This window comes from Flavobacterium sp. H4147 (assembly GCF_029360735.1).
Classification (GTDB): Bacteria; Bacteroidota; Bacteroidia; order Flavobacteriales; family Flavobacteriaceae; genus Flavobacterium; species Flavobacterium endoglycinae.
Window position 1 is genome coordinate 1,660,632 of the sequence record NZ_JARKNB010000001.1, and the last position, 21,165, is coordinate 1,681,796.

At 33.8% G+C, this 21,165-nt stretch carries 20 protein-coding genes; 11 read left to right on the top strand and 9 right to left on the bottom strand.

Annotated elements, in window-relative coordinates:
• Positions 1–45: 45 nt before the first annotated feature.
• Positions 46–921 carry an ABC transporter permease gene (locus P2W75_RS07290; RefSeq protein WP_207294510.1) on the bottom strand — a complete coding sequence of 292 codons (876 nt, stop codon included), beginning with the start codon at positions 919–921 and terminating at the stop codon, positions 46–48.
• 413 nt (positions 922–1,334) lie between these two features.
• Here P2W75_RS07290 and leuS point away from each other — a divergent pair, with 413 nt between their 5' ends.
• The 4 genes from leuS to P2W75_RS07310 all read left to right on the top strand — a co-directional run bounded on the left by leuS (position 1,335) and on the right by P2W75_RS07310 (position 6,479).
• Positions 1,335–4,244, top strand: coding sequence for a leucine--tRNA ligase (gene leuS / locus P2W75_RS07295; RefSeq protein ID WP_276379834.1), 2,910 nt, complete (start codon positions 1,335–1,337; stop codon positions 4,242–4,244).
• A 327-nt stretch (positions 4,245–4,571) separates the two neighbouring features.
• Positions 4,572–5,420, top strand: coding sequence for an alpha/beta fold hydrolase (locus P2W75_RS07300; protein WP_276379835.1), 849 nt, complete (start codon positions 4,572–4,574; stop codon positions 5,418–5,420).
• Positions 5,421–5,422: 2 nt separating this feature from the next.
• A complete protein-coding gene (locus P2W75_RS07305) occupies positions 5,423–5,896 on the top strand; it encodes an RNA polymerase sigma factor (RefSeq protein ID WP_207294513.1) in 474 nt (157 codons plus the stop codon).
• Positions 5,883–6,479 carry a hypothetical protein gene (locus P2W75_RS07310; protein WP_276379836.1) on the top strand — a complete coding sequence of 199 codons (597 nt, stop codon included), beginning with the start codon at positions 5,883–5,885 and terminating at the stop codon, positions 6,477–6,479. Before P2W75_RS07305 ends, P2W75_RS07310 begins: the two co-directional genes overlap by 14 nt.
• 78 nt (positions 6,480–6,557) lie before the next feature.
• Here the strand turns inward: P2W75_RS07310 and P2W75_RS07315 are convergent, their stop codons facing one another.
• Complete coding sequence (locus tag P2W75_RS07315) at positions 6,558–6,962, bottom strand: MmpS family transport accessory protein (protein WP_207294515.1); 405 nt, start codon at positions 6,960–6,962, stop codon at positions 6,558–6,560.
• Between the two features lie 168 nt (positions 6,963–7,130).
• On the opposite strand from P2W75_RS07315, the gene P2W75_RS07320 reads away from it, so the two are divergent.
• The 3 genes from P2W75_RS07320 to P2W75_RS07330 all read left to right on the top strand — a co-directional run bounded on the left by P2W75_RS07320 (position 7,131) and on the right by P2W75_RS07330 (position 10,555).
• A complete protein-coding gene (locus tag P2W75_RS07320; protein WP_276379837.1) occupies positions 7,131–9,143 on the top strand; it encodes an ATP-binding protein in 2,013 nt (670 codons plus the stop codon).
• Positions 9,136–9,771 carry a response regulator transcription factor gene (locus P2W75_RS07325; RefSeq protein ID WP_207294517.1) on the top strand — a complete coding sequence of 212 codons (636 nt, stop codon included), beginning with the start codon at positions 9,136–9,138 and terminating at the stop codon, positions 9,769–9,771. Before P2W75_RS07320 ends, P2W75_RS07325 begins: the two co-directional genes overlap by 8 nt.
• Before the next feature lie 97 nt (positions 9,772–9,868).
• Complete coding sequence (locus P2W75_RS07330; protein ID WP_207294518.1) at positions 9,869–10,555, top strand: zinc metallopeptidase; 687 nt, start codon at positions 9,869–9,871, stop codon at positions 10,553–10,555.
• Between the two features lie 122 nt (positions 10,556–10,677).
• Here P2W75_RS07330 and P2W75_RS07335 read toward each other — a convergent pair whose 3' ends face one another.
• The 3 genes from P2W75_RS07335 to P2W75_RS07345 form a co-directional block, all read right to left on the bottom strand.
• The gene (locus P2W75_RS07335) at positions 10,678–11,148 is read right to left on the bottom strand and encodes an Lrp/AsnC family transcriptional regulator (protein ID WP_012022648.1); all 471 of its coding nucleotides are present in this window, start codon (positions 11,146–11,148) and stop codon (positions 10,678–10,680) included.
• 359 nt (positions 11,149–11,507) lie between these two features.
• Positions 11,508–12,257: a uroporphyrinogen-III synthase gene (locus P2W75_RS07340; RefSeq protein ID WP_071635369.1), complete on the bottom strand. Its 750-nt coding sequence runs from the start codon at positions 12,255–12,257 to the stop codon at positions 11,508–11,510.
• 14 nt (positions 12,258–12,271) lie between these two features.
• Positions 12,272–12,940 carry a DUF4271 domain-containing protein gene (locus P2W75_RS07345; protein ID WP_207294519.1) on the bottom strand — a complete coding sequence of 223 codons (669 nt, stop codon included), beginning with the start codon at positions 12,938–12,940 and terminating at the stop codon, positions 12,272–12,274.
• A 106-nt stretch (positions 12,941–13,046) separates the two neighbouring features.
• Between P2W75_RS07345 and P2W75_RS07350 the strand changes: the two genes are divergently transcribed.
• From P2W75_RS07350 to P2W75_RS07360, 3 genes are read left to right on the top strand one after another with little or no spacing between them, the layout of a single operon-like run.
• Complete coding sequence (locus P2W75_RS07350; protein ID WP_207294520.1) at positions 13,047–13,772, top strand: polyprenol monophosphomannose synthase; 726 nt, start codon at positions 13,047–13,049, stop codon at positions 13,770–13,772.
• A 9-nt stretch (positions 13,773–13,781) separates the two neighbouring features.
• Positions 13,782–15,122: a dihydroorotase gene (locus P2W75_RS07355; RefSeq protein WP_207294521.1), complete on the top strand. Its 1,341-nt coding sequence runs from the start codon at positions 13,782–13,784 to the stop codon at positions 15,120–15,122.
• Positions 15,123–15,131: 9 nt separating this feature from the next.
• Complete coding sequence (locus tag P2W75_RS07360) at positions 15,132–15,611, top strand: DUF4296 domain-containing protein (protein WP_276379838.1); 480 nt, start codon at positions 15,132–15,134, stop codon at positions 15,609–15,611.
• A 7-nt stretch (positions 15,612–15,618) separates the two neighbouring features.
• Here P2W75_RS07360 and P2W75_RS07365 read toward each other — a convergent pair whose 3' ends face one another.
• Positions 15,619–16,620: an NAD-dependent epimerase/dehydratase family protein gene (locus P2W75_RS07365; RefSeq protein WP_276379839.1), complete on the bottom strand. Its 1,002-nt coding sequence runs from the start codon at positions 16,618–16,620 to the stop codon at positions 15,619–15,621.
• 190 nt (positions 16,621–16,810) lie between these two features.
• On the opposite strand from P2W75_RS07365, the gene tyrS reads away from it, so the two are divergent.
• Complete coding sequence (gene tyrS / locus P2W75_RS07370) at positions 16,811–18,106, top strand: tyrosine--tRNA ligase (protein ID WP_276379840.1); 1,296 nt, start codon at positions 16,811–16,813, stop codon at positions 18,104–18,106.
• Positions 18,107–18,224: 118 nt separating this feature from the next.
• Here the strand turns inward: tyrS and P2W75_RS07375 are convergent, their stop codons facing one another.
• From P2W75_RS07375 to P2W75_RS07385, 3 genes are all read right to left on the bottom strand, one after another.
• Positions 18,225–19,205 carry an acyl transferase gene (locus P2W75_RS07375; protein WP_276379913.1) on the bottom strand — a complete coding sequence of 327 codons (981 nt, stop codon included), beginning with the start codon at positions 19,203–19,205 and terminating at the stop codon, positions 18,225–18,227.
• A gap of 138 nt (positions 19,206–19,343) precedes the next feature.
• Positions 19,344–19,682, bottom strand: coding sequence for a T9SS type A sorting domain-containing protein (locus P2W75_RS07380; RefSeq protein ID WP_207294525.1), 339 nt, complete (start codon positions 19,680–19,682; stop codon positions 19,344–19,346).
• Positions 19,683–19,911: 229 nt separating this feature from the next.
• Entirely contained in the window at positions 19,912–21,042 is a 1,131-nt protein-coding gene (locus P2W75_RS07385) for a hypothetical protein (protein ID WP_276379841.1), read from the bottom strand.
• Positions 21,043–21,165 lie beyond the last annotated feature (123 nt).

A 21,165-nucleotide genomic window follows, 5' to 3' on the forward strand; every position in this document is an offset into this window, starting at 1 on the left:
CCGAAGGCTTTTTTCAATCTAAAATCTAAAATCTGCAATCTAAAATTAATAAAGATCGTCAGTTCTTAAATTCAAGAAACGTTGTGTTGCAAAATGTGTGCTTACCCATGTAATTAAAACCCCTAATCCAAAAACGGCTACTAACACCAACCCGATTAAAGCTTTATCTTCTAAGATTCCTAAACCAGGAAAATTAGTTTCTACATATCCTAAAAGAGCAATTAAAGCAATTATTGCTAAAGCTGCCCCAAGCATTCCTAATTTTACGCTTCTCATTACAAATGGCTTACGAATAAAAGATTTTGTCGCGCCAACCATCTGCATGGTTTTAATAATAAAACGGTTTGAGTGTATTGATAAACGCAGTGAACTGTTGATCAATAATACTGCGATAACTGTTAAGAAACCACTGATGATCAAAATCCACATACTAACTTTTTTGATGTTGTCGTTTACCAGATTTACCAATTGTTTGTCGTAAACAATATCAGAAATCATAGTGTTTTTACGCAGATTGCTTTCAATTTCCAAAATGCTGTCTCTTTCAACATAATCTGCTTTTAAATGAATATCGTAAGAATTCAATAATGGATTTTCTCCCAAAAATGTAAGGAAATCTTCGCCGATAATATCAGTGTGTTCTTTCGCTGCTTTTTCTTTTGTGACATAAACAAATGATTTAGCATAAGGTGCTCTTTTCAATTCAGTATTAAAAGCTTTGATAATACTATCGTTTGCTTCATTTTTAAAGAAAACGGTCATTGCAATTTTTTCTTTAAAATCGTCAGCCAGTTTATTAGAATTAATAATAAATAATCCTAGTACTCCTAAAAGGAATAAAACTAGAAAGACACTTAATACTACCGAAAAATAAGAGGAAATTAACCTGCGTTTTTGAAATTTATCAAAGTTAGAACTCATAGTATGCTTAAATTATGTGGTAAAAATAATAAAGAATTTCTTTATTTAAAGTTAATAACAAACTTTTATACTATAAATGTACGATTCGTTATCGAATAAAAAGTCCATTTTAGTGGTAAAAAAGTAATTTAATTATAAAGAGTACAAAATATTTTAATGTTGAGCTATTTAAAACGCAAGCTCCAAATTTTTGTACGTGTATGGTCTGTTTTGATCCATAATTTTGATATAAATAAGCATTTATGATCGAAACAATGCGCTTTTTTACTAATCTTGAATGCATAATTGTTATTTTATTTTGTTTGTCAATGTAAATAGCTTTGCTACAATGCACAATAAATGTAAATTTGCGGCTTAAATTAATTAGTGAAAAGCTTAGAACCTTAGTAGCTTAGAATCTTAGTCACTTAGAAATGAAATACAATCCAAACGAAATAGACGCCAAATGGCAGAAGTATTGGGCAGAAAATCAAACTTTTGCTGCCAAAAACAATTCTGAAACTCGAGGCGAAGCCGAACAGAGCGAAGCTAAACCGAAGCATTATGTTTTAGACATGTTTCCTTATCCGTCAGGAGCAGGACTGCATGTTGGGCATCCGCTGGGATATATTGCTTCAGATGTTTATTCTCGTTTCAAAAGACACCAAGGATTCAATGTTTTGCATCCGATGGGATACGATAGTTTCGGATTGCCAGCAGAACAATATGCAATTCAAACAGGTCAGCGTCCAGAAGATACAACTCGCGTAAACATTGACGGCGGCGTAGATAAAGAAGGAAAACAAATTGCTGGTTACAGAAAACAATTGGATAAAATTGGTTTTTCTTTTGACTGGGCACGTGAAGTGCGTACCTCAAATCCAGATTATTACAAACATACACAATGGATTTTTATTCAATTGTTCAACTCTTGGTACAATAAAAATTCTGATAAAGCCGAAGATATTGCAACATTAGTTTCTGTTTTTGAAAAAGAAGGAAATGCCAATGTAAATGCAGTTTCTGATGATAATATTGCTGTTTTCTCAGCAGAAGAATGGAATGCGCTTTCATCAGACGAACAAGAAAAAATCCTTTTACAATACAGATTGACTTATTTGGCAGAAACAGAAGTAAACTGGTGTCCTGGTTTAGGAACTGTTTTGGCCAATGACGAAATTGTAAACGGAGTTTCGGAACGTGGAGGATTTCCGGTTATCCGTAAAAAAATGACACAATGGAGCATGCGAATTTCTGCTTATGCAGAGCGTTTGCTTAATGGTTTAAATGAGATTGACTGGAGCGAATCGATTAAAGAATCGCAAAGAAACTGGATCGGAAAAAGTGTTGGCGCAATGGTTACTTTCAATGTAATTCCAACAGCCAACAACCAACAACCAGAAACTATTTCAGTTTTCACAACAAGACCTGATACTATTTTCGGAGTAACCTTTATGACTTTGGCACCAGAGCATGATTTGGTGGCTAAAATTACAACTCCAGAACAAAAAGCCCAAGTTGAAGCGTATATCGAAAAAACGTCTAAACGTTCTGAACGTGAACGTATGGCTGATGTAAAAACGATTTCAGGTGCATTTACAGGAGCTTATGCGGAACATCCATTCACAAAAGAACCAATCCCGGTTTGGATTGGAGATTACGTTTTGGCAGGTTACGGAACAGGAGCGGTTATGGCGGTTCCTTGCGGCGACGAAAGAGATTATGCTTTTGCTAATTTCTTTAAAGGCCAAAACGGGATGCAAGAGATTAAAAATATCTTCGCCAATGTTGATATTTCTGAAGCCGCTTACGGATCTAAAGACAACGTTGAAATCGCAAATTCTGATTTCTTAAACGGATTAAATTATAAAGAGGGAACTAAAAAAGCGATCGAAAAACTGGAAGAAATTGGTCAGGGAACTGGAAAAACCAATTACCGTTTGCGTGATGCTGTTTTCTCTCGTCAGCGTTATTGGGGTGAGCCATTCCCAGTGTATTATGTGAATGGACTTCCAAAAATGATTGATGCGCAGTATTTGCCAATTATTTTGCCAGAAGTAGAGAAATATTTGCCAACTGAAGACGGATTGCCACCATTAGGAAATGCTGCAGTTTGGGCTTGGGACAGTGTTCAGAATTCAGTTGTTAGTACTCAGTTGATTGACAATGTCACTATTTTTCCTTTAGAATTGAACACAATGCCAGGTTGGGCGGGAAGTTCATGGTACTGGATGCGTTATATGGATGCGCACAATGAAAATGAATTTGCAAGTAAAGAAGCTTTGGCGTATTGGGAAAGTGTAGATTTATACATTGGAGGAAGTGAACATGCAACTGGACATTTATTGTATTCTCGTTTCTGGAACAAATTCTTGAAAGACAAAGGTTTTGCGCCAACCGAAGAACCATTCAAAAAACTGATTAATCAGGGAATGATTTTAGGGACTAGTGCTTTTGTTTACAGAATCGAAGGAACGAATAGTTTTGTTTCTAAAAATAAAATTGGAGATCATAAAGTACAGCCAATTCATGCTGATGTTTCGATGGTGAATTCTTCTGATGAATTAGATGTTGAAAAATTCAAAGCGTGGAGAGAAGATTATGCTGATGCGGAATTTATCTTAGATGATAACGGAAAATATATTGTAGGCCGCGAAGTTGAAAAAATGTCAAAATCGAAATACAATGTAGTAACTCCAGATGATATTTGTGCAGAATATGGTGCAGATACATTACGTTTATATGAAATGTTTTTAGGGCCATTGGAGCAGGCAAAACCTTGGAATACGGCTGGTATTTCAGGTGTTTTTGGTTTTCTTAAAAAATTATGGAGATTGTATTTTGATGACAATGGTCTAATCGTAAACAACGACGAACCAACAAAAGACAACTTAAAATCGCTGCATAAAACCATCAAAAAAGTAGCAGAAGATATCGAGAATTTCTCTTTCAATACTTCAGTTTCTCAGTTTATGATTTGTGTAAACGAATTGTCTTCTCAAAACTGTCATTCAAGAGCAATTTTAGAACCATTAGCCATTTTGGTTTCGCCTTACGCGCCGCATATTGCTGAAGAATTATGGTCGCAATTAGGACATACAACTTCAATTTCTGAGGTTGCGTTTCCAGTTTTTGAGGAAAAACATTTGGTTGAAACCAATAAAGAATATCCAGTTTCTTTCAACGGAAAAATGCGTTTCACAATCGAATTGCCTTTGGATTTAACCGCAGCACAAATCGAAGAAATCGTCATGAAAGACGAAAGAACACAAAGACAATTAGATGGTAGAACACCAAATAAAGTAATTATTGTTCCTGGGAAAATCATCAATTTGGTAGGATAACCAAATTAATTTTCAATATAAAAATTCCAAATTCCAATTTTACGATTGGGGTTTGGGATTTTTTTTATGTTTTTTTTTCCGCCACGAATTCACGAATTTTTATTCAATTCATTCGTGAATTGCTTTGCCTGTTCGCTATCGCTCGAGTCGTGGCGGAAAATTACCCAAATCGGTTTGGAATTCGAAATTTTAGTACTGGAATTTCCCAAGTAAACATTGGGATTTGGAATTTTTTTATTGAAATTTTAAAAAAATCTGTAACATTTTAATAGTTGTCGTATCAAAAGCATGGATCCGATTTAATTAACAACTTAAAAACTATTAAAAATGAAAAAGTATATCATCTTAATTATCGCATTTTTATTTTCAGCATTATGTTTAAATGTTTTCGGACAAACCAAACAATTTCCGTTTGAAGTTTTAAAAACCGGAAGCGGAGATCAATCTATTATATTTATTCCGGGTTTCGCCTCTTCTGGTGACGTTTGGAATGAAACCAGAGCCACATTCGAAAATCAATTTACTTGTTATACACTTACAATGGCTGGTTTTGCCGGAAGACAGCCTCAGCCAAATGCCTCATTTGAAAACTGGAAAACCGGAATTGCCAATTATATTAAAGAAAATAAAATTGACAAACCCATTGTAATTGGTCACAGTATGGGCGGCGGACTGGCACTTGCTCTTGCATCTGATTATCCCGATTTAATTGGTAAAATTGTAGTCGTAGATGCGCTTCCTTGTCTGGCTGCCATGACTGACCCTGCTTTTAAATCAAAAGAAAATAACGATTGTTCGGCTTCGGTAAGTCAAATCACAGGAATGACCAATGATCAATTTTACGATATGCAGAAACAAACCATGCCAAGACTTTTGCAAAATCAAACCAAATTGGATATGGTGGTAGACTGGAGTATGAAATCAGACAGAACGACTTTTGGACAAATGTTTTGTGATTTCTATAATGTCGATTTAAGAAACAGAATCGCACAGATAAAATGTCCAGCTTTAATTCTATTAGAATCTTATTTTATAAATTTAAAACCAACTATCGAAGATCAGTATAAAAATTTAAAAACGGCTAATTTTCAATACGCCACAAATGGGCTGCATTTTATTATGTACGATGATACAGCTTGGTATTTACAGCAATTAAGTGCTTTTTTAAAATCGTAAAAATGGAATTTGAACAAATCTACAAAACGTATTGGGATCGAATTTTCAGGCTTTGCATGGGATTTGTCAACGATTACGATGCAGCGCAGGATCTGGCTCAGGAAACTTTTATAATTGTCTGGCAGAAACTCGAAACCTTCAGAAACGAATCAGCAATTGGAACTTGGATTTTTAGAATTGCTTCTAATAATTGCTTAAGGCAGATTGAAAAACAAAAGCGTTTCCCAAAATCAGAACTGCCAATTCATCTTTCAGAAGAAAAACAGTATTCATTAGAACCACAAATTCAGTTTTTGTATAAATGTATTGCTGAGCTTCCAGAAACCGATCGTATCATTATTTCATTAGAATTAGAAGATATCAAACAAAATGAAATTGCTAAAATCGTCGGACTTTCAGAAGCCAATGTTAGAGTGAAAATTCACAGAATAAAAGAAAAACTGACTCAAAAATTTAAAGAAAATGGACAACGATAACACTATAAATTTTAAAGATTTATGGAAAAAACAAACCATAAATCAACCCGATATGCAGGATTTGCTAATTAGAGTGAGTAAGTTTAAAAAAGCAGCTTTGCGCAGTTTATGGATTAGCAATATTCTGCTTGGCTTGACAAGTGCTTTTATAATATTTATTTGGATATATTATCAGCCGCAATTTATTTCGACTAAAATTGGAATTGTTCTAGTAATTCTTGCCATGGTGATTTATCTGTTTGTGTATAACAAATTACTAAGCAGTTATAAAAATATTGATGCAACGCAAACCAATCAAGAATATCTGCAAAAGCTAATTGTTATTAAAAAGAAACAACAATTTTTGCAAACCAAAATGATGAGTTTCTACTTTGTAATGTTAACCGCAGGCATTTGTTTGTACATGTATGAATACGCCAGCCGAATGAGTGTTTTAGGAGCAGGTTTAACCTACGGAATTACACTATTGTGGATGTTGTTCAACTGGTTCTTCATTCGTCCAAAACAAATTAAAAAGCAGCAGGATAAAATAAACAGCCTGATTGAAAAGTTTGAAGAAGTAAACAATCAGTTAGAAGGATAAAAAAAAGAAGCTTCGTAAAAAAAATTACGAAGCTTTACTCTTACCAAAAACAAAAAATTAAATTCTAACCTTTAAAATTTATTGAGGAAATACGTGAGCAGTAAGCGCTGCTACAATAATTCCACTGTTATCTGCTGTGGCAGTTAACTCGTTTACTACTTTACCGCCAACTATCATTTTTACAGTAATTGTTTGTCCTGTAACTCCTCCGTTTCCGCTAGCACTTACTGAAGCTCCCATAGATTTAGGTTCAGCTGTAAATTCTTTAGTCCATGGAAGAGAGTTAACGTCCTCATTTAAAGCATTTCCACCTTTTTCAATGTAGGTTGCAGAAAGACTTCCGGTGTAATTTCCTGTAATTTCGTATTTTACATCTCTTGAAGCTCCTGCTGAATTGTCATCTTTATCGTTATCGCTGCTGCAAGAAACTGCTGTAAAAGCAAGTGTTAATACAATAGCAAGTGTTTTTAAAACTGATTTCATAATAAACATTTTTATAATTAATAAATTTGTTTAAACAAAATTAAGCGCTTATTAGAGAGAGGGCAATACCTGATAAAATGCATTTTATATTACCTGTAATCAGGTAAAAAAGTAAAAATCCTTTTTTGTACGGTTTTTAATTTAATAAATTTGGAGAAATCTCATTCTATGAAGAAAAACTACTTTGTAATCCTCTTTTTATTTTTATCCGCCTTTTCATATTCACAGGTTATTCTTTCTCTCGATGATGACTCTGTTTATATTGATAGTATCGCAAAGGTGACTAAAAATACAAAGTCCGACAGCTTGAAAAGTCTTTATAGTTTTAGATTATCGAAATTGTATTTGATGGTTCAGGATGCCGAAAAATCAAAACAATATTTAAAACAAGCGAATGCACTCAAAAATAAATTCCCTTTTTTACAAGATGCTTCCATTTATTACAATTCTACCAGCTTTTTAGAAAAAGGCGATGTTGATGGTTTTGAAAAAGAACTTTTAAGAGCAAACGAAAAGCTTAAAAAATATTTTAATACCGAAGCTTTTAGACTTCGTGCCGTAATACTTCAGAATTATGGTATTATGCAGCAGCGAAAAAACAACGAAAAGGCATATATGAAACTGCTGATTAATGAAGCTATCCCAATAGCCAAAAAAAGCAGGGATTACGAACTTATAAGCGGTCTTTACAAAGCGGTTGCTATTATTTTTATGAATACCAGCGAACGCGAAAAAGCCAATGAATATTTAAGTGAAGCTCAAAAATACATCGAAAGGGCATTGAGAAAAACGCCTACTTTGGCCGAATCGAAAATGGAAACCTATATTATAAATGCCGAAAACTTAGTCGAGCTGAAGCATTTTTATGATGCCAAAAAAGTTCTCGATAAAGCTTTTTCGACTTTAAAAGATTTCCCAGAATCCAATCTTAACGATTCGTATTATTATTCGGAAGGACTTTATTTTGCCAAACAAAATAAATGTACCGAAGCATTAAAAAGTTACGAAAAAGGAATTAAGGCAGCAGAAAAACATCACAATACAATTGCCTTAAACCGATTAAAGTTTGCTGAATATGAAGTACTTTTTAAATTAAAGAATTACGAGAAAGCCAAAAATAATATTGATTATTTATTAGCCAACACGCCTTTTATTGTGGAAAAAAAAGATTACTACAATGAAATGGCTAAACTTTATAACGCTACAAAAGAATACGATAAAGCCTATTACTATTCTAACAAATATAATGTGATCAATGACAGTTTAAACAATACCAAGTTTAAAACTGAAATTGTAGAACTTGAGGCCAAATACAAAAAAGCCGAAAGCGAAAAGAAAATTACACTGCTGCAGTCAGAAAACGAAAAAGCAGCTTTAATGGTGTATAACAATCACTTGAACTCAATTCTTTTTGCCGTTTTGTCTTTTCTTTTATTTCTTACCGTTTTGTTTCTGTGGATTTTCAATAAAAACCAAAAGAAATTAAGTGCCCAGAAAGAAATCAATTTAAAGCAGGAATTAAAAGCCTTTGAAAACCGACATAAATTATCTGTTTCAAAAGCATTGATTCAAGGCGAAGAAGTAGAACGAAAGCGTATTGCCAGAGATTTACACGATGGTTTAGGAAGTATGCTTTCGAGTTTGAAAATTCATTTAAATCTGGCGCAGAAAGAAAAAGGAGAGGCGTTGCCAGGAGTAGGGAATTTATTGGATAATTCAATTAAAGAACTTCGAAATATATCTCAGAATTTAATGCCTGAAACATTATTAGAACTGAGTCTGGAGCATGCTTTGAGAGATTTATGTGCTGCAAATTCAAATGCAGTTACCAAAATCGAATTTCAATATCTGATTAAAAAATCAAAATTGTCTAAAACTGACGAAATTATGATTTACAGAATTATTCAGGAACTTTTGAATAATGCTTTGAAATATGCCAATGCCTCTCAGGTTTTGGTTTCCTGTTCGCAGAATAAAGATGTGTTTTTTATAACTGTTGAAGATAACGGACTAGGATTTGATGTTTCGGATTCTAAAAAGAAAAAAGGAATGGGATTAAAAAACATTATAAATCGCGTGGAATTCCTAAACGGAAAACTCGAAATTGATAGTAAAATAAACGAAGGAACTTCAATTTATATTGAATTGAATGTATTAAACGAAAAACAGGAAAATGAGTAAAAAATATAAAATGGTCGTGGTGGACGATCATCCAATTGTAATATCAGGAATTACAGGATTGCTTTCGGATCTGGATGATGTTGAAATTGTACAGAAAATGCATTCGGGCGTAACGCTTTTGGATTATATTGAAAATAATAAAGTAGATGTGATTCTAGTAGATATTTTTCTGCCGGTTATTACAGGAATTGATTTATGTAAATCCATTAAACAGAAGTTTCCTGAAATTGTAATTATCGGTATGAGCAGCCAGTCTGAAAGAAGTTTAGTAATGCAGTTTATCCGAAACGGCGGAAACGGTTATATTCTTAAAAATGCTTCTTTTGACGAATTCAAAGATTGTATTTACAAAGCTATTGATGGTGAAATTGTATTTAGCGATGAAGTTAAAACAATTGTAAGCCAGCCTTTATCTGAAGATTTGGATGTAGTTCCGAGTTTAAGCAGAAGGGAAAAAGACATTGCAATACTGCTTTCAAAAGGAAAACAGACACAAGAAATTGCCGATGAACTTTTCTTGAGTTTCTTAACCGTACAAACACACCGACGTAATATTCTCCAAAAATACAAGACCAAAAACGTAGCAGAACTAATAACATTGCTTTTAAAGAATAATCTTTTGGACTAAAATGTCCGAAAAAATGCCAAAATGACATTTTGTTAAAATGGTTTATAATTTGCTGTTTCTTTTGTAAATTTAAAATCAATCAAAAAAAGTTAATAAAATGGGAAGTGGATATTTAATTCTTGCCGGAGCTATTATGTTATTTAGCTGGATGGTGAGTTCAAAACTTAAAAGTAAATTCGAATTATATTCAAGGCTGCAATTACGAAATGGAATGAGCGGCCGAGAAATCGCAGAAAAAATGCTTGCTGATAACGGAATCACTGATGTTCGTGTTATCTCAACGCCGGGTCAGTTAACAGATCATTACAATCCGGCAGATAAAACAGTAAACTTAAGCGAGGCAGTTTATAATCATCGAAATGCTGCGGCTGCGGCTGTGGCGGCGCACGAATGCGGGCACGCTGTGCAACATGCCATTGGTTATGAATGGCTTACTATGCGTTCTAAATTAGTTCCGATTGTTAGTGTGGCTTCAAACTTTATGCAGTGGATTTTGTTAGCCGGAATTTTAATGATACGAACATTTCCACAGTTATTATTAGTGGGAATTATCATTTTTGCGGTAACAACATTATTTTCAATTGTTACTTTGCCCGTAGAATACGATGCAAGTAACAGAGCGTTAGCTTGGCTTGAAAACAAACACATGCTTACAGCAGAAGAACAAGCAGGAGCAAAAGATGCCTTAAAATGGGCTGCAAGAACGTATGTAGTAGCGGCTTTAGGTTCAATCGCAACGCTGCTGTACTATATATCTATTTATTCTGGAAGCAGGAGGAATTAATTAGTTAATTGAGATAATTAGTCAATTAGATAATTAGTAGCAAACCCGACAGGTTTTAAAACCTGTCGGGTTTTTTGTTTTTTAGGAATTATCTAATTATCAAATTGGCACATTTTCTAATTCTAAAGCTGTATCTGTCTATCAATCTGTTGATCCAGTGAAATAAAAGTTTCCGTTCTGGAAACTCCTTCAATCGCCTGAATTTTAGTATTTAAAAGCTGCATTAAGTGTTCGTTGTCGCGGCAGATAATTTTAATCAAAACCGACCAGTTTCCCGTGGTATAATGACATTCTAAAACTTCAGGAATTTTTCGTAATTCTTTTACAGCTTCAGAGTTTCGAGAAGCTTTGTCTAAGTAAACACCAATAAATGCCATTGTATTATATCCTAACACTTTTGGGTTTACGGTAAATTTAGATCCTGAAATTACGCCAGATTGTTCCAGTTTTTTTAATCGCTGATGAATTGCTGCTCCAGAAATCCCAATTTTGTTAGCGATTTGAAGTATAGGTTTTCGGGCGTCGTCCATAAGATAACGGAGAATCTCTTTGTCGATACCGTCAATTTCAATTAAAAGGGAGTTGATTTTCATAACTTATAATTTGAAACTATTTTTGTGATTTGGGTTTAGAATAGAAATCAAATGTAATTAAAATGCTGTAGAAAAGAAAATTCCAATTTTTTAAATTCCAAATTCCAAAAAAGAGGAAATACCAATATTAAAAATCCAAATTCCAATCACGTTGCGATTAATTGGGATTTGGAATTTAAGATTTGTGTATTTAAAAAACATAGCCCAAGGTTTCAACCTTGAGTACGCAGAGTTGTTTAGGTTGGAATTTGGAATTAAGATTTGGAATTTGATTTGAAATTCCCGCAAAAAGAAAATTCCAAATTCCAAGTGATTAAATTGGAATTTGGAATTTTAAAAATTCTTTATTTTTAAGGAACTTATTTTCCTTTGTTTGCCTCAGCAATATATTTTTCTAAAGCCATTGTCATAGAAGGAGTTTCAGGTGTTGGAGCAAGAATGTCAATTCTTAAACCGTGATCTAAAGCCTCTTTTTGAGTTGTACTTCCAAAAACAGCTATTCTGGTATTGTTTTGTTGAAAATCAGGAAAGTTTTTAAACAATGATTTAATTCCGGTTGGACTAAAAAATGCTAAAACATCGTAATAAACATCTGCAAGATCAGATAAGTCACTCATTACAGTTCTGTAAAAAATAGCTTGTGCCCAATCTACTTTAAGGCTGTTTAGTGTAATAGGAGCATCGGCATTTAGCTGGTCAGATGCAGGTAACAAAAATTTCTCGTCTTTGTACTTTTTGATAAGAGGAGATAAGTCTGCAAAATCTTTTGCTCCAACGTAAATTTTACGTTTTCTGTACACAACATACTTTTGAAGGTAAAAAGCTACTGCTTCAGATTGACAGAAATATTTCAATCCTTCAGGAACTTTGTAACGCATTTCATCAGCCACTCTAAAAAAATGATCTACAGCATTTCGACTTGTTAAAATGATCGCAGTGTAATGATTAAGATCGATTTTTTGTAATCGAATCTCTTTTGCGCTAACCCCTTCCACATGAATAAATGGTCTGAAATCAATTTTTATTTTGTGTTTTTGTTGGAGCTCAAAGTAAGGAGAATTCTCCACTTTAGGTTCAGGCTGTGACACCAAAATTGTTTTCACTTTCATATTATAAACATTTTCTAAGCACTCCCTTTTGTAATCCAATAATAGAGAAAATAATAAGGGGCTATTTCAAGAGCGCAAAGATATAAAATAAAATAAAATAACTTGCCGATAATTGCGTTTTGATATGTTTTAATTGAAATAAAATACGAATACAGGCTGATACACAGTGAAATACCAATGATAACAAGGGGTACAATCGTTGGAATATTGTCATAATAAAACAAAATAGCATTGATTGGGAGGATTAAAACACCTATATATGTTCTATAAGTTACTTTTTGTAAGTTAAAAAGCTCTACAAAATCATCAATATTGAATGAAGTAGCAACAATTTTTTCGATTAAATATTTTGCCAAAATAAAATAAAGAAGAAAAGTAGCGATCTGGATAAATAAAATCCAGTCCGTTTTTGCAGCATATCCAAAAATATTCATGCTGAGCTGAATGAAAAAAGCAAACGAAATGACCTGAACAAAAAACAATCCAACCGTAAAACTACTTTTCATGTGGCTGTTGTCACGATAGATTTTAGCATATTTATCTGAAAAAATAAGTTTGCTGAATTCTGAAAATCGAGTTTCATAAGCCGATTTTGTCATGGCAACAACGGCAAAAGTCAGGACAAATAATGCAGTCGCCCAGTCTTTGTTTTCAATTATTCGAGGATGAAGATGTTCAATCATAGTGTCACAAAATTAGTAATTTTTTGTATCAATAGTTTTATTATGTATTTATTATGAAGCGAATGCTATAAAAAGTTTACTTTTGCGGTGAAATTACCGAGAAAAAATGAGTGATAGTATTGTCATAATTCCTACTTATAACGAAATAGAAAACATAGAAAGTATCATTAGAGCTGTACTTTCACAACATAAACCTTTTCATCTTTTAATAATCGATGACAATTCTCCGGATCACACTGCAGATAAAGTTATTGCCTTGCAAGAAGAATTTGCCGGAAGATTATTTTTGGAGAAAAGAGCCAAAAAAGCAGGATTAGGAACTGCATATGTTCACGGTTTTAAATGGGCATTAGAACATAAATACGATTTCATTTTTGAGATGGATGCCGACTTTTCACACAACCCAAACGATCTTGAAAAACTTTATGATGCCTGCCATTTTGGAGGAGCAGATCTGGCTATCGGATCGCGTTATGTAAAAGGAGTAAATGTTGTAAACTGGCCGTTAAGCCGTGTTTTAATGTCTTACTTCGCTTCGGTATATGTAAAATTCATTACTGGAATGAAAATTCACGATGCAACGGCAGGTTTTGTGTGTTATAAAAGAGAAGTTTTAGAAAAAATCAATCTCAACAAAATTAAATTTGTGGGTTATGCGTTTCAAATAGAAATGAAATACAGAACTTACTGTGCCAAATTTGCAATAAAAGAAGTTCCAATCATTTTTACAGACCGAACAAAAGGTGTTTCAAAAATGAGTAACGCCATTATTAAAGAAGCAATTCTGGGGGTAATTACACTTCGATTAAAAAAATTAGTCAATTCATTATAAAAAGTAAAGATGAATAGGATTTTAATAAAAAACGCCAAAATAGTAAACGAAGGTTCTATTTTTGAAGGCGACGTTCTGATAGAAAACGACTTAATTGTTGAGGTTTCAGACAGTATAAGTTTAAAAACATCTGATTGTATTGTAATCGATGCCGAAGGAAATTATTTAATGCCGGGAGCTATTGATGATCAGGTGCATTTTAGAGAGCCTGGATTAACTCATAAAGGAGATATTGAATCAGAATCGAGAGCGGCAGTTGCAGGAGGAATCACTTCTTTCATTGAACAGCCTAATACGGTTCCTAATGCGGTTACGCAGGAAATATTAGAAGATAAATATCAAATTGCTTCTCAAAAATCATTTGCGAATTATTCGTTTATGATGGGAGCAACTAATGATAATTTGGAAGAAGTTTTAAAAACCAATCCGAAAAATGTAGCTGGAATTAAAATTTTCTTAGGTTCTTCAACCGGAAATATGCTGGTAGACAATGAAGCAACTTTAGAAAGAATTTTTTCAAGTACACCAATGTTAATTGCGGTGCATTGTGAAGACGAAACTACAATCCAAAATAATTTAGCCGAATTCAAAGAAAAGTATGGAGATGATATTCCAGTAACAGCACATAATTTAATTAGAAGTGCAGAAGCGTGTTATATTTCATCTTCAAAAGCAGTAGCGCTGGCTAAAAAAACAGGAGCGAGACTTCATATTTTTCATCTTTCAACCGCTAAAGAAATGGAATTGTTTACCAATAAAATTCCATTAGAAGATAAAAAAATCACAGCTGAAGTATGTGTGCACCATCTTTGGTTTACGGATGAAGATTATAAAACAAAAGGAAATTTCATTAAATGGAATCCGGCTGTAAAAACAGCTGCAGACCGTAAAGCACTTTGGGAAGCTTTAAATGACGGACGTATTGATGTTATTGCAACCGATCATGCGCCTCATACGAAAGAAGAAAAACAACAATTGTATCTAAAAGCTCCATCTGGAGGTCCGCTTGTACAGCACGCAGTTGTGGCGATGTTTGAAGCACATCATCAAGGGAAAATCAGCGTGGAGAAAATTGTAGAGAAAATGTGCCACAATCCGGCTAAAATTTTCAAAATCGAAAAACGCGGTTTTATCAAAGAAGGGTATTATGCTGATTTAGTAATTGTGAATCCAAGTCTGCCTTGGAGTGTAAACTCTGATAATATTTTATACAAATGCGGCTGGTCTCCATTTGAAGGAACTACTTTTAAATCGAGAATTACACATACTTTTATAAATGGGGAATTGGTATACAATAACTTTAAGATAAAAGATATTCGCGCCGGAAAACGTTTATTGTTTGACAGATAAAAAACTAAAATGAAGAATTGTTTAGTAATACTATTGGTTTTGTTTCTTTCTGTAAGTTGTAAAAAAAATGTTATAAAACAACCTGCAAAGCTTATTGAGAAAGAAAAAATGATTGATATTATGTATGATTTGTCTCTTTTGGAAGCTATGAAATACCAGCATCAGGAATTATTAGATTCCACCGAAACAGATCCTACAAAATATATTTTGAAAAAATACAAAGTAGACAGTCTTCAGTTTGCCCAAAACAATAAATATTATGCGGCTGACTACGAGAATTACAAAGATATGTTTGATGAAGTTGGCAAGAGATTAGCTAAACTTCAGAGAGATACAGATTCTATTGTAACGATCGAAGAGAAAAAAGCAGCAAAAGAGGCTAAAAATAAACCAAAAGAAACTCCTAAAGATTCTATCAAAAAGCCGGCAAATGGAATTAATATAGATTCTATTAGAAGACAAATGACAAAAAACCGCGCAAAACAGTAAGTGAAAATTATAATTTTGCGACGTCTTTAATATACTGATGTACATCTTGAAAAACCGTTCCTTGAACGGTTTTTATTTTTTCATTTGAATATAAATTTTTTGAATAAGAAGCCTTCGCAGTAGCTTTCGTAATGCTTCTTCGTTGGAAAAACAGGGTAGAAAAAATAAGGTCAGCTATCCACAGGAAATTCATAAAAAATGGTTTGGCGTGAATATGAGGCTTTTTAACTTGTAACGCTTCGGCTATTGTGTCTAATATATCTTTAAAAACAATGTTTTCAGCAATTAAAGTGAAACGTTCGTTTTTGATGTCGCTTTTCATTAACTGATACATTGTCTTTACAACATCATCAATAGAAATAAATCCAGTACTTCCAAGCGTGTAGAAAGAAAGTCCGTTGGCCACTTTAGTATATAATTCAGCACTTCCCTGCGGATTCTTTTTGGTTTTCGGAATTGGACCTAAAATAACACCTGGATTTACAATAATAACATTTAAACCTTCTTGATGTGCGCGCCAAACTTCCATTTCGGCACCATATTTAGAAATCGCGTAATCGCTGTGTGGTTTTTCAGGATTCCAGTCGGTTTCTTCCGTAATATAAGTTTCATGGGCTGCTAAATCGCCAAGAGCAGCAATGGAACTCACAAAGCAGAATTTTTTTACTTCTTTGGCAATGGCAAAATTTACCATATTTGCTGTTCCTTCGATATTGGTTTTTCGAAGTGCTTCTTCATCTTTTGGATCAAATGAAATTAAAGCAGCGCAATGATATACAGTATCAACATCAATAAAAGCAATTTCAAGAGAAGGCACATCTAAAATATCGGCTTCAAGCCATTCGACTTTTTCGAATAATTCTGCTTTTTTGTACAATTCAAAAACCGATTTTGCTTTTTCAACCGTATTTTGGCTGCGGTAAATTGCCCGAACATTTTCTCCATTTTCAATTAAATGAAGCAATAAATGTGCGCCAACTAAACCAGTTCCTCCTGTTACTAATATCATTTTGTAAAGATAAGTTTTTGGTTGAAAGGTGCAAAGTTACAGAGAAGCAAAGTTGTAAAGGTTTTTGTAAAGGTTCAACGTTTCTAAGTTTTCTTGTTGATTTTTTTCCAATTGCCATTTGACATCATTGAAAATTGTTTTTTTGACATTGCCATTGTCATTGATTATATTTGCGCAAAATATTTTAAAAATGAAGAATCTAGTTGAAGAATTAAAGTGGCGTGGTTTGTACCATGATAGTATGCCTGGAACCGAAGAGCAATTGTTAAAGGAAGCAACAACTGCGTATATCGGGTTTGATCCAACGGCAGATTCACTGCATATCGGAAGCATGGTTCAGATTATTTTATTGGTTCATTTAAAGAATTTCGGACACCAGCCAATTGCTTTGGTAGGAGGTGCAACCGGAATGATTGGTGATCCGTCTGGGAAATCTGATGAAAGAAACCTGCTGAATGAAGAAACTTTAGCTAAAAACGTTGCCGGAATTAAAAGTGTTCTGTCTCGTTTTTTAGACTTTAATTCAAAAGAAGCAAATGCTCCGGTTATGGTAAACAACTATGACTGGATGAAAGAATTCTCGTTTATTGATTTTGCCCGTGAAGTTGGAAAACGTATTACGGTAAATTATATGATGGCAAAGGATTCTGTTAAAAAAAGAATTAACGGTGAAGGTGAAGGAATGTCTTTTACAGAATTCACGTATCAGCTAATTCAGGGATACGATTTTTATCATTTATATAAAAATAACAACTGCCTTTTGCAAATGGGTGGTTCTGATCAATGGGGAAATATCACTACTGGTACAGAATTAGTCCGCAGAATGGGTGGCGAAAATGCAAAAGCTTTTGCGCTTACAACGCCATTAATTACGAAAGCAGACGGATCTAAATTCGGGAAATCTGAAGGTGGCAATGTTTGGTTGGATGCTGATAAAACTTCGGTTTATAAATTTTACCAATTTTGGGTAAACGCTACCGATGCCGATGCTGAAAAATACATTAAAATCTTTACTTTCTTAGATAAAGAAACGATTGACACGTTAATAGCAGAACATCAAGCAGCGCCTCATTTAAGAGTTTTACAAAAGAAATTAGCAGAAGAAATTACAATTTTTGTTCACAGTAAAGAAGAATTAGAAAAAGCAATTCAGGCTTCGAATATTTTATTTGGAAATTCAACTGCTGAAGATTTAAAGAAATTAGATGAAGCAACTTTCTTAGAGGTTTTTGATGGAGTTCCACAAGCTGAAATCGCAAAAGCGGATTTAGAAAGCGGATTGGATATTATCACTGTTTTGAACGAAAAAACAAGTTTCTTTAAATCAAATGGAGAGGCAAGACGTGCTTTAACAGCGAATTCGATTTCTGTAAACAGAGAAAAAATAAAAGAAGATTTTATACTAACGGCAAATGATTTAATCAACAATCAGTTTGTGTTATTGCAAAGTGGTAAGAAAAACTATTTTGTGATTCGTGTAGTTTAATCGGTAAATCGTTTAATCTATTAGTACTTTTAAAACGATATATTAAACCCAATGTTCCAATTGAATATTGGGTTTTTTATTGGGTTATTTTTTGAAAATTGTTTTTCGATGAAACAATCTAAAGCACCATTAAATTGCATCCGCGTATATCAGAATTATCAAAACGTCCCAATACCTCGAAAGAGTTGTTGGGATTTTTTTTGCCTAAATCTTGAGTGGCAATAAAAGAGCAGGAGTTAATGTTAGCCAAATCAATAACGTTGATTCCGCCGGTTTTTCCATCTTGAATATAGGTTAAGGCATCTTCGGGATCGCGAACTAGAATATGCATCCATGACGGGCATTCAAAAACGCCTTCACCTAAAGAATATGCTTGAGCCAGAAGTTCCGTCATTCCATATTCAGAATGAATTGAAGAAACTCCAAAACCTTTGCATAGTATTTCGTGCAGTTCTTCACGAATCATTTCTTTGCGTTTTCCTTTCATTCCTCCAGTTTCCATAATAATGGTATTTTGAAGGTTGAATTGATGTTTTTCGATCAAATCCAGTAGCGCATAAGTAACACCAATTAAAATTACATTTTGACCAGATTCATCTAATTCGGTTAGTTTTTTAATCAAGTCGTCGTGATTGTGTAAATAAAACCCGCTTTCCGGATGATTGGATAGTTTTATAAGGTCTTCTACCATGTAAATGAGTGAAGATCCTTCTCGCTCTAAATAAGACGGCAAAAGGGCTAAAACAACGTAATCTTCTATATTGCCATAAAACTGAGAGAAACCTTTTCGATAACTTTCTTCATAAAGTGAAGCATCCGTAACCAAATGTCGGCTTGTAATCATTCCAGTTGTACCACTGCTGGTAAAAGTCACCTGCGCTGGATCATTATTTGAAACGACATTATGGCTTTTGAAAAACTGAATGGGTAAAAATGGTATCTGCTGTAGAGATTTTACGCGTTGCGGATCTGTTTTTAAGAAATCACAAAACTCACGATATATCACATTATTTGCATATTGATGACGAAACACTTTTAATGCTGTTTTTTCAAATTGTTTGTGGCTTGAGATGGTAAATATATCGGTAGCTGTAATCAAAACTTTCTTTTTTTGCAAAGATATTGTTTTTAGGTTTTCGTCGTGATTTTCAGTAACAGTTTTCAGTCGAAAACCAAATCTGTAAACTAGTTACTGCGACTGTAAACTAAAAAAGCCCCAACAGGAGCTTTTTTTATATTATCGAATGATAAGTTTTCGGGTTGAGGTGGCGTTTTGTTCACTAATTTTTATAATGTAAACACCTGGAACTAAATCTGAAACGCTAAGTTCCTTAGAAACTAAATGTGCCTGCAGTACTTTTTTTCCTAGAATATCAAAAACAATGACTTCTTTTTCCAAATCATTTTTAGAAGAAATATATACCTTTCCATTTAATACTGGGTTAGGGTATAAGCTTAGCCCCTCAATACCTGCAGTGTCTTGAGGTTTTGGTAATTGCTTACTGTCTTGCGCCGCAACGTTTACAGAAAAGAAAAAAGCCAATATGAATGTAATATAAAAGTAGTTTTTTGCCATCGCGTTTATTTGGATATTGTAAATATACAAAAAAAATGACAAAAATTACGCCAAAAAAAAACATCAATATGATTTGTGATGTTTTTAACATTTTGTTTCCGAAGTTATTAGGGATCGATATAATAATTTCCTTTATGATAAAGGACATAGCCTAATTTTTGCTGAGAGTTCTGGTCATAAAAAAACCGCCTGAATATTCAGACGGTTTCATTTTATTTTTTTATTCTAATTACTTAGTCCAGTTAGCCCAAGATGGTAACTCAGCACCAGCACCAGCACCAGTTGCACCAGAAGTTTTTCCTGATAATTTAGGACCATCAAAAGTAGTTACAGAAGCTCCAAAAGTATAGTCTGTAATAGTGAAGTTACCAGCAGCGATATTTGCAGTTGCACCAGCATCTGTAGATAATTTAGTTAAAGCAGCAGGCATTCCGTCAGCAACATATAAGTTTGTGTAAGCTTGTTTTCCACCACCTTCTTTGTAGTTGATTGCTTTTTCGTCAGCTAAGAAAGTAGCACCACCTTTAACAATAGAGATGTTAACGATTTTAGCGTTAGTCATTGGAACAGCTCCACTTGGATCTTTTGCGTTAGTAGAACCTTCAACACCAGCTTTAGTTACACCTTTAATGTAAACGTTTGTAGCAGTACCTTGCCATCCGTCAGCGAAATCTAATGAATCGTCATAAGAGTTGATGATTGTTAAGTTAGTAGCGTTTACAGCTCCTCCGAAGAATTCGATTCCGTCATCACCACTTTCGAAAGTATAGATATCAGATACTACAGTTCCAGAACCTACTCCGAAGAAAGAAATTCCATTATATTCTTTTTCAGCAGTATATTTAGAACCTGTGTAAGAAATTTTTAAGAAGTTGATGTTTCCAGAAGAATCTGCATTGTTGTTACCTCCATAGCTTAAACCACCTACTTCAGAAGTACCATTGTCCCCAGTATTAACTTTAGCATTACCAGCGATAATTAATCCGCCCCAGTCACTTTGAGCTGGATTTGCTTTTCCAGATGTCATAACAACTGGTTTAGTAGCAGTACCATTGATGTTGATTTTTGCATTTCTTTCTACAGCGATATATAAAGAAGTTGCTTCTGCAGTAGCAGAACTTTTGATTACTGTTCCAGCTGGAATAACTAAAGTTGCTCCACCTTTAACTACTAAACCTCCAGTTAAAGTGTAAGTTTGAGTTGGGTCTAAAGTAACAACACCATCATTGATGTTACCTTTTAAATCGTCAACTTTTAAAACGAAACTACTTTTGTTTTCGTCTTTGTTGTTATCGTCAGAACTACAGCTCGTTAAAGCAAGTCCTAATATTGCAGCCATTGCAAAAATACTTTTTTTCATTTTTGTTGTGTTTTATTGTTTTATTTATTCAAGGCAAAGTAAACGAACGTATGTTTTTGCTGAGTTAAGTCGAGATTAATAATACATTAAGTATAAGAGGCAAAATAAAGTTTGACTTAATAT

Bases quoted from the DNA above. Each gene is read 5' to 3' on its own strand.
- P2W75_RS07290 (WP_207294510.1), bottom strand. From the start codon at position 921: ATGAGTTCTAACTTTGATAAATTTCAAAAACGCAGGTTAATTTCCTCT.
- P2W75_RS07330 (WP_207294518.1), top strand. From the start codon at position 9,869: ATGGGAAGTGGATATTTAATTCTTGCCGGAGCTATTATGTTATTTAGC.
- P2W75_RS07335 (WP_012022648.1), bottom strand. From the start codon at position 11,148: ATGAAAATCAACTCCCTTTTAATTGAAATTGACGGTATCGACAAAGAG.
- P2W75_RS07380 (WP_207294525.1), bottom strand. From the start codon at position 19,682: ATGGCAAAAAACTACTTTTATATTACATTCATATTGGCTTTTTTCTTT.
- P2W75_RS07365 (WP_276379839.1), bottom strand. From the start codon at position 16,620: ATGATATTAGTAACAGGAGGAACTGGTTTAGTTGGCGCACATTTATTG.
- tyrS (WP_276379840.1), top strand. From the start codon at position 16,811: ATGAAGAATCTAGTTGAAGAATTAAAGTGGCGTGGTTTGTACCATGAT.
- leuS (WP_276379834.1), top strand. From the start codon at position 1,335: ATGAAATACAATCCAAACGAAATAGACGCCAAATGGCAGAAGTATTGG.
- P2W75_RS07345 (WP_207294519.1), bottom strand. From the start codon at position 12,940: ATGATTGAACATCTTCATCCTCGAATAATTGAAAACAAAGACTGGGCG.
- P2W75_RS07300 (WP_276379835.1), top strand. From the start codon at position 4,572: ATGAAAAAGTATATCATCTTAATTATCGCATTTTTATTTTCAGCATTA.
- P2W75_RS07355 (WP_207294521.1), top strand. From the start codon at position 13,782: ATGAATAGGATTTTAATAAAAAACGCCAAAATAGTAAACGAAGGTTCT.
- P2W75_RS07385 (WP_276379841.1), bottom strand. From the start codon at position 21,042: ATGAAAAAAAGTATTTTTGCAATGGCTGCAATATTAGGACTTGCTTTA.
- P2W75_RS07310 (WP_276379836.1), top strand. From the start codon at position 5,883: ATGGACAACGATAACACTATAAATTTTAAAGATTTATGGAAAAAACAA.
- P2W75_RS07305 (WP_207294513.1), top strand. From the start codon at position 5,423: ATGGAATTTGAACAAATCTACAAAACGTATTGGGATCGAATTTTCAGG.
- P2W75_RS07340 (WP_071635369.1), bottom strand. From the start codon at position 12,257: ATGAAAGTGAAAACAATTTTGGTGTCACAGCCTGAACCTAAAGTGGAG.
- P2W75_RS07360 (WP_276379838.1), top strand. From the start codon at position 15,132: ATGAAGAATTGTTTAGTAATACTATTGGTTTTGTTTCTTTCTGTAAGT.
- P2W75_RS07350 (WP_207294520.1), top strand. From the start codon at position 13,047: ATGAGTGATAGTATTGTCATAATTCCTACTTATAACGAAATAGAAAAC.
- P2W75_RS07315 (WP_207294515.1), bottom strand. From the start codon at position 6,962: ATGAAATCAGTTTTAAAAACACTTGCTATTGTATTAACACTTGCTTTT.
- P2W75_RS07325 (WP_207294517.1), top strand. From the start codon at position 9,136: ATGAGTAAAAAATATAAAATGGTCGTGGTGGACGATCATCCAATTGTA.
- P2W75_RS07320 (WP_276379837.1), top strand. From the start codon at position 7,131: ATGAAGAAAAACTACTTTGTAATCCTCTTTTTATTTTTATCCGCCTTT.